The following is a 10,034-nucleotide window of genomic DNA, read 5'->3' as shown; positions in this document are numbered from 1 at the left end:
GACGTCCGGCCCTTCTGTTTCTACGGGAGAACGCTTTACAGAACAATAGTTACTGTGCAATATCCACATTGGACGCAGTAGCCATCTGTGCTTGAATTTTGTACGGACTATAACGCTTAATCATATCCATTACACGACTATCTGGCGGCTGCTTTCCAGCTTCTTCAATACCCTCAGGCATAGTCTTATAATCTTGTGTATGAACAAACTTATCCCAGGCATTTTGTAATGCTCTGATTTTAAAGAGAAACGTTTCCAAAATATCCTGATCATGGGCTCCAGGATTGGTGTCCTTTAATGGCGGCAACGGCATCGCTGTCTCTGAGGCAGTTTCCACATCGGCCTTAATGGCTTTGGCGGATTCTGCGATTTCAGCAGTTTTGCCGGCTTTTGTGCTGGTTCCAAGGCTTGCCTTGATCTGAGTCATAAGGCTGGTTACCATCTGTTGCACTGTCGAAGCCTCAGCTGCCTGCTCATCGATAATATCATCATCGTCGGAGCTCTCTGTGGAAGAAGCCCTTATTGCAGTGCTGGCATCCTTGTTAAGAGCCTTCATAAGAGTGTCACGGGCCTCCTGCTTGGTGTGACAGCTTGCCAGCGAAGCCTCAAAATTTGCTCTGGCTTCCTCTACACTTTCTGCCTTACGATGGAGTGTAGGATTCTTTAAGCTGAGATGGTCCATCTCAATAGAGGAGAGCCTTTGTCCCTCCTGCAATTTTGACCTGATGCTGGCAGTTTCAATAGCATCACTGGAGCTTATTCCGGAAGAATGACTGGTATGATTCTTCTTTATGGATGGTTGCAGCTGTGATGTATTTGAGGGCATCAGGTTCCGTCCTAAATTGGCACGGTATTGGGCAAGTAACTGATAGTTACGCTGCCTTGAGCTCGTACCAACGCCCCCGATACCTTCCATCATTGAAAACACCTCCTTGTATCCCCTATATTACCCCTAGAGTTAATAAAAATTATATTTATGGGAAAATTGTATGAATTGTAGAAAAATTTAGACTATAATTCACTCATATTATACCATGTTTTTGTTGAATAGCCTATATGAACATAAAAAATTAATGAGGCACCCTGCAAAAAAAGCAAAGTGCCTTTGATTTTATGGTAAAAAGCCTTTGTTATTGTTTATTAAGTACATCTACCAAGGCTTTCATATACTCAGGAATATCTGGTGGTCTTCTGGCGGATACAATATTTTTGTCTACTACGCATGGTTCATCCAGCCATGTGGCCCCGGCATTTTTCATATCATCCTTTATGCCAGGGGTACTGGTAACCTTGCGACCCTTTAAGACATCTGCTGAGGCCAGCACCCAGCCTGCATGACATATTTGGCCGATGAGTTTTCCTTCATGGTCCATATCAGCCACCAATTTTAAAACCTTAGGAAATCTTCTGAGCTTGTCCGGTGCCCAGCCACCAGGTACCAGTATGCCGTCATAATCCTTGGCATCTACCTCCTCAAATGACATGGCTACCTCACAGGGAACTCCGTATTTGCCATGGTATACACCAGCCTTTTCGGCCACCAGATCCACTTGAGCACCAGCTTCCCGCAGCCTCATTACCGGGCACCATAACTCCAGGTCCTCAAAGTCATCACTGACAAGCTGTAAAACTTTCTTCATACTCACTTCTCCTTACTTTCCTTGCTAGTTTTTTATTTTTTTACCCAAATCATCAAAGAATGATTTGCTTATACGGCCAAAGATACCCTGCTGCCCATGATGGGAATCATCCCGTTCACGCAGCTCATCCCGGGACATGACCAGTTTGTTGGTCTTATTGTCGTAAACATCGAATTTCACCCGTACAGTGGATGTGTAAACGGTTTTTTCAGGGTGATAAACGGGAACGGTATAGTAGTAGGTTTCATCATACCAGCTGCCATCGGAGCGCTTAACCTTGCGGGTTGAGGATCTGGTTTCCCACTCTGTATATGCCGGTTTGATGTAGAAATCATCGTGCCACTTTAAAATCTCTGCCTTCACATAAATGTCAGCCGTATCCTGAGGATAGAGGATTGCATCCTTGTCCGGGTGCACGATTTTATATGGCGGTTTTGAGGCGGTTTTCCAATATTCCTCCTGAACCACCTTTTCTGTCAGGTCACTTGGTATTTCCGAGGTATCAACTATTTCTATGTCATAGACAATGGCCCGCTGAATTTTGGAAAAGTCATAGGTGCTGTCTTCCCAGTGAACCTTTTCTGCATTGGCTGCAAGTGGGCATAGAATCAAAAGCAGGAACATAACTCCGCTTAGGATAGGGCGCAAAAACCGAAACATGAGAAACCCTCCTTTCAAAAGGGAAACATTAGTGGAACATTACATTTTATGAAATATCGTTTTAATGTAATATTCGTTTTTTGTAGCCATTTTCCTGCTGATAAGAGTGCGTTAAATGTTTTTTATTGTACCTAATTATCTGATGTGATATTATAAAGCCAAATAAGGATATACGGTTAGGTGGTGGTAATATGGGAGACCAGTCTAAAAAGAAGATTCTTATTATTGACGATGCAGAGGTAAATCAGCTGCTACTGTCAAGAATTTTAGCTGATTATGAGCTTTTAAATGCTCATAATGGAGAGCAGGCCTTCGAGTGTTTGCGGGAAAACGGGGAAAGTCTGGATTTAATTATTTTGGATTTGGTATTGCCGGATATGAGTGGCCTGGAGCTGCTTCAGTTTATGAAGGGGGATGACCAGCTCAAGGAAATACCGGTGATTGTTATGAGTGCCCAGGCCCAGATGGAGCAGACTACCCTAGAGATGGGGGCTGTGGAATTTTGGAAAAAGCCATTTTGGAATGCCCAGGAGGTGCAGAACAGGGTGGCAAAGGTGCTGGGATAATAGCTGCACATTTGAGTTATGTGAGAATTTTGAAAATGAAACAGAGGCGCCAGTGATGGTGCCTCTGTTTCATTTTTATGTCCAATTTTAGGCAAAAATGTGATTTTAGGTCCTAAAAGGATTTTGCAGAGAAATGGCGAAAGAATAAGCAGATATACTTTGATCATAAATTATGATTTAAGTAGGGGGTGCTTTGATGGAGAAGAAAAAGAATACCCAGGTGGACGTATGCTTGGTATCTCCTTTTCTGATATATCCATGCCCTCCATGGCTTTGTCACTTTTGAAATCCTGTCTTACCGATGCGGGAATATCATCATGTGTTCAGTTCGAACATCTTTATTATATATATGACCGTGGTTTGTCCCGCTATAGTCAGGTAGCCATGAGTCGTACCGATGCCTTGGTGGGAGAAGGCGGCAGTACCTTCTCAGGGGGGCAAAGGCAAAGGCTTTTGATAGCCCGCTCTATTGTACATCACCCTCAGATTATTATTTTTGATGAAGCCACCAGCTCTCTGGATAATGAAACCAAAATTGGCGTCCAGACAGTTGGCATGAATTTAATAAAGTAAATTCTAATTGGAAGTTTTTTCTCATATAGAAGAAAAATTTGAACAAATACGTTATAATTATGGGTAATAACCGTATATACTAGCAGATAATGTAAAGGGGAAAGAAGATTATGAAGCTAGTCATTGATATACAAAGAGAGCCATCCAAGGATGGTGTGGTATTGGCAAAGCTGGTGGGGCGGCTGGATGCCAATACGTCGCCGGAGTTTAATGAAAGACTGGAGGCTTTACCACGGGATTTTACGGAAATCTGGGCTGATTTATCCCAGCTTGAATATTTGTCATCGGCAGGGCTGCGCGCTGTTCTGGTGGCAAAAAAGTGGGCTGATAAGGAGAATTTCAGATTTGTGATTTTAAATCCAAAGGAGGAAGTGAACGAGGTCTTTTCCATGACGGGATTCAATCGTTTTGTGGAAATTGTTCACACCGATAAAGAAAAAGAGGACGGGGTGGCAGATGACAGCCTTGGAGGGTTTTATCCCCTCAGCCCGATTCAGCGTTGGATTATGGATACCCATTTCCAGAAGGCAAATTCTACCATGATGAATGAAGGTGGTCTGGCCAAGCTGGACGACTCCATTGATATGGAACGGCTGGCAGGGGCCCTCAATGATACCCTGGCGGCCCATGATATATTTCGCTGCCGCATATTATTCCATCCGGAGACAGGAGAAATCTCCCAACGTTTTGATGGTACTCTTTCAAAGGTCAGAATTGAATCCTTATCGGAAGCGGAATTTGAAAAACGCAAGCTGGAGCTGAAAAAGCCATATCAGATTATAGACAGGCCATTGTTCCACATATATTTGATTATTGCTCCTTCCGGAAAATATCTGTATGTGGATTTTTACCATGTAATAATGGATGGTGTGGCGACGGCATTGCTGTTTTTCCGGGAAGTGGACAACCGCTATCTGGGAAAGCCGGTAAAGCAGCCGGGGTATGCTTATGCCGATTATATAAAGGATATATATGCCAAACCGAAAAATGAAGCTGGAGCAGCTTATTGGCGCAATATGCTGGCGGACTTCGATGAAAGCAAACATCTTCCACCAAGTGATAAAGATGAGGGCTCCTGGAATTTTAATGCCCATTTTGCAACCCTGCAGAATATTAAAAAGGACTTTTTCAGGGAAACGAATTTCCCTGAGCATACATTTTTGTTGGGAGCCATGATGTTGGCTATCGCCAAATCCACCGGCAGCTCCAGTACCATCATGAGCTATGTTCATAATGGACGTACTACCAGGGCGGAAATGCGGTTGATGGGGCTGATGCTTACCCAGATACCAGTTAGATATGATTTTGATAAGGACATAAGTGTTGGTGAGTTCCTTGAAGACCTGAAGCAGCGGGTAGCAGAGGGCTTCCAGTATCGTGACAGCCTGGATACCGTATATAACGAGGGCTTGGAGGATGATTGTGCTACCTTTATTTTGCAAAAGGGCAATATAATGGGCAATGTCAGCGGCGAAATCCCTCTTTGCGGTACGGTGGCTACAATTCAGGAATTGCCACAAAACAAAGCATCGGCAGTGGAAAATTCTCTGGATATCCACGTGGTGTGCGAGGATGATGGCACCTACCGCTTAAAGCTGGAATATGATGCCAGCCGTTATTCTGAGGGCATGATGAGCCGGTTTGCCGAATTTGTGGATGAAATGATTAAGGGCTTGCAGGAAAATGATAAACCTGTGTTGGAGCTGTTGTCATGAGCTTTTTTTCAGTATTGCGGAAGAAAACAGTTATTTCTACCAGATTTCGGTCAGTGTTTGCTTCGGCAATGGTAGCCATGACCCTGTCTTATATCCTTATGTTGTCGGATAATGTCGTTGCCGGGCAATTTATTAATGATGATGCAGTGGCGGCTATGTCGTTGGTATTTCCGTTAATGACCGTATTGTTTTTTTTAAGCTATCTCATTGCAGATGGCTTGGGAATGATGGCGGCCTATGCCCAGGGGCAGGAGGATCGGGACGAGGTGAACCGTCTGTTCAGTCAGGGTATAATGTTGTCTGTGGGACTGGGACTGGTGCTGGTTTTATTTTTGGAAATCTTCCAGGATCAGCTTCTCTCCTTTTGGAAAATATCACCGGAGTACATGGTCCATGCCAGAGGATATTATGATGGCCTGAAATGGCTGCCACCAGTGGTTTTTCTGAATATTCTGTTCTATACCTTTTTGATACAGGATGGGGAAGAAAAGGTCTGTGTCAGGGCATCATCTGTTGCCTTTGTGGCGAATATTATTATGAGCATAGTCTTGTGCAAGGCTTTGGGAACGCTTGGTATCGGTCTTGCTACTTTGATGGGTACAATTACATCCTGTATTGTGCAGTGTGCTTTTTTGTTTTCAGATAAAAGCAGGCTCTCATTTGTGTGGTATTATAATTTCCGTGAAATTGTACGGGGCTTCATATACAGCTTTTATCATTCGGTGGATACCCTTTATTTATCCATGCTACCATTGATTTTTTCCTCCTATGTGATTTCTCATTGGGGGGAGAGTCATATTATCGTGGTAACTGTCATTACAAATGTTTTGGTATTGGCAGTGGCCCTATATACCGGGGTGGTGGATTGCCTACAGCCCATGGTTTGTCAGTATCATTCCGAGGGCAGCTACGCAAGTGTCAAAAAGACTATGGAGCTGGGGATAGCGTCTACAGTGCTCATGAGCTTGGCTATTTCCCTTGTGGTGGGCGCGTTCGCCTTTCTTTTGCCACTGCTTTTTGGGGTGGAGGAGGATTATCTTATAGGGGAGATAGCTACTTCCTTGCGTTGCTTCCTGATTTTTCTTGTATTTTTGGGTACAACTCTGATATACAGCAATTATTATATTTATATCGAAGAACGTAATTATGGCCTTATCCTTAAAACCCTGCTGCTGGTGGTTTTCCCCGTATTGGGTATGTACTTCGGCTCAGCCTGGGGAATGTATGGCTTGTGGCTGGGGGCAGGTGCGGGATATTTGTTGGCCTTTTTATTTAACTTATTAGTTGTAAAACTATGGCGGAATCGGGATAATATTCTCCTGTTTCAAAAAGAAAAAGTGGCAAGACAGTACTCGTATGATATAAATGCCGTAACGGAAGAAGTAGTAGCCTTATCCCGGTGTGTTAGTGATGAATTAACGGGTTGGAAGTTGCCATCATCAAAGATAATGCGCGTTAGCCTTTTGGTGGAGGAATTGGGGATGAGTGCTGTGGAAAGGGTTCGGAATGAGTCGGTCCAGCTGGAATTTTCCATTTTTCTGGAGGATGAGGCCAATCAGTCGGTTAAGCTCATTGTCAGGGATAATGGTGAGCCATACGATGTTCTTAACTTAGTTAATGAAGGAAAATATTCTTTTAGGGATTATTTTATTGATTCAGTCACTAATGATTTTTATAGACGTAAATATTTATCAGCCGGGGACGAGAACAAGCTGGTATTTGAGATGAATTAGTTGACCTTTATTTCTTTAAATAACGGGGGAAAAAATATTGGCACAATATTTTATCAGGCACCCATTACAGGCGGTGGTGGGGGCTATTTTGCTGACATTATTGGGTATATTGGCAGTAATCAGTCTGCCAATAGAGGAGTACCCAAATATGAATCAGCCCACTGTCAGTGTCACTGCTGAATACCCGGGAGCAGATTCCCAGGTATTGCAGGATACAGTGGCAAAGCTTATTGAAAACGAAATACGGGGAATTGAAGGCATTGATTCATTAAGCTCCTACGCTGATTCATCGGGAAGCTATCAGCTGAATGTAGTCTTTGATTATGGCATCAACGGTGATATTGCCACTGTTAATGTGCAGAACCGTTTGCAGGCCGTCCTTTCCCAGCTGCCACAGGCTGTTCAGTCCCAAGGGCTACAGGTGTCCCGCAATACAAAGGATACTATTTTTGTTATGGCCTTGTGTTCACCAAATGGCACTTATGACAGTGTGTATTTGCAGAATTATGCCAAGACATATTTTCTTGATCGTATAAAGAGGGTCTCCGGTGTTGGTGGTGTGGATGAATATTCCGAGGATTACGCCATGCGGATATGGCTGCAACCGGATAAAATGGCTGCACGGGGGCTGACAGTCAATGATGTTTCAGCGGCCATTGAGGAACAGAATACCCGTCCGGCAGTAGGGTCCCTGGGGAAGCTCCCCACAACGGATTTTCAGGAAAAGCAATTAATCGGCCGGGTAATGAACAGCAAGAAGACTCCGTCTGATTTTGAAAAAATAGTTTTGAAGTCAGAGGGTGGCGGTATTACCAGACTGGGTGATGTGTCCCGAATAAGTGAGGGCCCGCGGGACACCCGTTATTTGTCCTTTGTGAATGGCCAGCCGGCTGTTGCGTATGGTATCACCCTGGCGGATAATGCCAATGCGTTGGAAACCATTCAAAAAGTGCGGGATATACTGGAAGAGGCTGAGGGGGCTTTTCCTCCTGATATGGAATGCAAGATAGTGGTGGATCGCTCCAAGTATATTTCTGAATCTATGCAGGAGGTTTCCTATACCTTTATTGAGGCCCTCTTTTTGGTCATGATAATCATGTTTCTGTTTTTACAGAACCGTGGTGCTACTGTTATTTCCATTTTGACTATACCGGTATCATTAATAGCCACCTTTATTGCCTTTAAGCTGTTGGGCTTTACCCTGAATCTTCTTACCCTGTTTGCCCTTATTCTGGCCATCGGCCTTGTGGTGGATGATGCCATAGTGGTTGTGGAATGCGTAATGCAGGAGCGGGAGAGAGGCGTCCAGGATATAAAGGAAGCCACCAGAGCGGCCATGGGAGTGGTTCAAAAGCCGGTTATTGCCATAGCCTTTGTATTGTTGGCTGTATTCTTGCCGGTAGCCTTTTTTGAGGGCATGACAGGGATTTTGTATCGGCAGTTTGCCCTGACTATAGCCGTATCCATGGGAATATCTGCTGTTGTGGCCCTTTCCCTTACACCGGCTCTTTGCGTGCTCATATTGCCTATATGGAATGACAAGGTGGAAAATATCAGAATACTGGCATGGTTCCAGAGGTATTTCAGGCTTTGCCAGAAGAAATACTTAAAGGGACTTGGATGGTGTATAAGACGCACAAAACAGATGTTAGTGGGTCTGGCAATTATGATATTGGCCACCATCCTATGCTATAGGCTGCTGCCTACGGAGTTTATTCCGGGAGAAGACCAGGGCTATTACATGGTGGGACTGAATCTTGCAGAGGGTACCTCCATGAACCACACTGTTGATTCCATCAACAGATTGTCCGATGCCATGCTGCAATATGAAGCTCTGGACAATATTGTGGGGGTTACCGGGGCGGATCTGATAAGTGATACCACCAAATCAAATGCCGGTATAATGTTCGTGTCGCTGAAGGATTGGGCTGAACGCAAGGAGATGGGCATTGACACAGGTGATATTTTGGATGCTGCCAACGAAGCCATTAAGCAGGCTGTGCCAGAGGCCAATGTACTGGTGGTGGCCCCATTCCTGTCCAGGGATATTTCTATGCAGGTAATGGATGTGAGTGGTCATACTGATGGGGAGCTCAATGATTTGGCCACGTCCCTGTATCTGGAAGCACAGAAGCATGAGGAATTGGATGAGGTGGAAATCGGTTTTTCCATAAATACCCCTTATGCTGATTTTACCGTAAATGAAGATCGGGCCAAGGAATTAAAGGTGAATATAAATGACATCTACACCACCATGCAAGCCATGTTTGGTGGAGAGGAGGTCAATGATTTCAACCGTTTTGGCCAAGTATATAAGACTGTAATTCAGGCAGATCTGGGCTACAGGCAAACTGAGGAGGATTTGCGCTATTTGTTTGTCCGCAGCGAGGATGGGGAAATGGTGCCAATAAGCAGTCTGGTTCATTCCACAAAGGGCGTGGGACCTGCCTATATCAGCCGATATAATGGTATACGCAGTATGCAGGTGACGGTTACCGCTGCTGATGGATATTCTTCCAGCGAGGCTATGGATGCTTTGGAAGAGGCAGCCAACAAGGTAATCGGAACGGGATACCGTCTGGCCTGGTCCAAAGACAGCCAGCAGGAGAAGCAGGCCCAGCATGAGGTAATTTATATCCTGGCCTTGGGCATTCTGTTTGTGTTCCTTTGTCTGGTGGCTCTTTATGAGTCCTGGAGCCTGCCAGTGGCAGTACTGCTGTCTGTACCGCTGGGAATCGGCGGAACCTTACTGGGTATGGTAATGGCTGATATGCCAATAAGTATTTTTGCCCAGATAGGTATTCTCCTGATAGTGGGGCTTACGGTCAAGAATGCGATTTTGATAGTGGAATACGCCAAGACCCGCGTGGATAAGGGCATTTCTCCTTTACGGGGCGTTATGGTGGCTGCCAAATTACGGTTCAGGCCTATAGTTATGACATCCTTTGCCTTTGTGGTTGGCTGTTTGCCTTTGGCCTTTGCGGACGGGGCAGGCAGTGTATCCCGTTGCAGTATGGGGGCAGCCGTGGTAGGCGGTATGACAGTGGGTACTATCCTGGGCGTATTCGTTATCCCATTGCTGTTTATGATGGTCAGCGGTATCTACAAGGGGACTGAGCAGAAATAAAATGAAATTTTTGAGGTGTT

The 10,034-nt window shown here is 44.8% G+C and carries 8 protein-coding genes; 5 read left to right on the top strand and 3 right to left on the bottom strand.

The features are described 5' to 3' along the window. Positions 1-49 precede the first annotated feature (49 nt). From ACKI5G_RS02110 to ACKI5G_RS02100, 3 genes are all read right to left on the bottom strand, one after another. A complete protein-coding gene (locus ACKI5G_RS02110; protein ID WP_407397193.1) occupies positions 50-919 on the bottom strand; it encodes a hypothetical protein in 870 nt (289 codons plus the stop codon). 211 nt (positions 920-1,130) lie between these two features. Next, complete coding sequence (locus ACKI5G_RS02105) at positions 1,131-1,640, bottom strand: type 1 glutamine amidotransferase domain-containing protein (protein WP_407397191.1); 510 nt, start codon at positions 1,638-1,640, stop codon at positions 1,131-1,133. Between the two features lie 24 nt (positions 1,641-1,664). Continuing rightward, on the bottom strand, positions 1,665-2,300 hold the full coding sequence (locus tag ACKI5G_RS02100; protein ID WP_407397189.1) for a hypothetical protein: 636 nt from the start codon (positions 2,298-2,300) through the stop codon (positions 1,665-1,667). A gap of 191 nt (positions 2,301-2,491) precedes the next feature. Between ACKI5G_RS02100 and ACKI5G_RS02095 the strand changes: the two genes are divergently transcribed. The 5 genes from ACKI5G_RS02095 (at position 2,492) to ACKI5G_RS02075 (ending at position 10,014) form a co-directional block, all read left to right on the top strand. Then, complete coding sequence (locus ACKI5G_RS02095) at positions 2,492-2,866, top strand: PleD family two-component system response regulator (RefSeq protein ID WP_407397187.1); 375 nt, start codon at positions 2,492-2,494, stop codon at positions 2,864-2,866. A gap of 159 nt (positions 2,867-3,025) precedes the next feature. Then, on the top strand, positions 3,026-3,439 hold the full coding sequence (locus ACKI5G_RS02090) for an ATP-binding cassette domain-containing protein (protein WP_407397185.1): 414 nt from the start codon (positions 3,026-3,028) through the stop codon (positions 3,437-3,439). A 110-nt stretch (positions 3,440-3,549) separates the two neighbouring features. Continuing rightward, positions 3,550-5,154, top strand: a complete 1,605-nt coding sequence (locus tag ACKI5G_RS02085) for an anti-sigma factor antagonist (protein WP_407397183.1) — start codon at positions 3,550-3,552, stop codon at positions 5,152-5,154. Then, positions 5,151-6,887, top strand: coding sequence for an MATE family efflux transporter (locus ACKI5G_RS02080; RefSeq protein ID WP_407397181.1), 1,737 nt, complete (start codon positions 5,151-5,153; stop codon positions 6,885-6,887). The genes ACKI5G_RS02085 and ACKI5G_RS02080 overlap by 4 nt, the downstream gene beginning before the upstream one ends. Positions 6,888-6,924: 37 nt before the next feature. Further along, positions 6,925-10,014 carry an efflux RND transporter permease subunit gene (locus tag ACKI5G_RS02075; RefSeq protein WP_407397179.1) on the top strand — a complete coding sequence of 1,030 codons (3,090 nt, stop codon included), beginning with the start codon at positions 6,925-6,927 and terminating at the stop codon, positions 10,012-10,014. Positions 10,015-10,034 lie beyond the last annotated feature (20 nt).

Origin of the sequence: Anaerovibrio sp., from assembly GCF_045637405.1 — a bacterium.
Taxonomy (GTDB): Bacteria; Bacillota; Negativicutes; order Selenomonadales; family Selenomonadaceae; genus Anaerovibrio.
The sequence above is the reverse complement of the archived record's forward strand: the minus strand, read 5'-3'. Positions and strand labels throughout refer to the sequence as shown.

What these genes read in the sequence shown, in the direction of transcription:
- ACKI5G_RS02105 (WP_407397191.1), bottom strand. Translation starts at nt 1,640, where the DNA reads ATGAAGAAAGTTTTACAGCTTGTCAGTGATGACTTTGAGGACCTGGAG.
- ACKI5G_RS02100 (WP_407397189.1), bottom strand. Translation starts at nt 2,300, where the DNA reads ATGTTTCGGTTTTTGCGCCCTATCCTAAGCGGAGTTATGTTCCTGCTT.
- ACKI5G_RS02110 (WP_407397193.1), bottom strand. Translation starts at nt 919, where the DNA reads ATGATGGAAGGTATCGGGGGCGTTGGTACGAGCTCAAGGCAGCGTAAC.
- ACKI5G_RS02095 (WP_407397187.1), top strand. Translation starts at nt 2,492, where the DNA reads ATGGGAGACCAGTCTAAAAAGAAGATTCTTATTATTGACGATGCAGAG.
- ACKI5G_RS02085 (WP_407397183.1), top strand. Translation starts at nt 3,550, where the DNA reads ATGAAGCTAGTCATTGATATACAAAGAGAGCCATCCAAGGATGGTGTG.
- ACKI5G_RS02080 (WP_407397181.1), top strand. Translation starts at nt 5,151, where the DNA reads ATGAGCTTTTTTTCAGTATTGCGGAAGAAAACAGTTATTTCTACCAGA.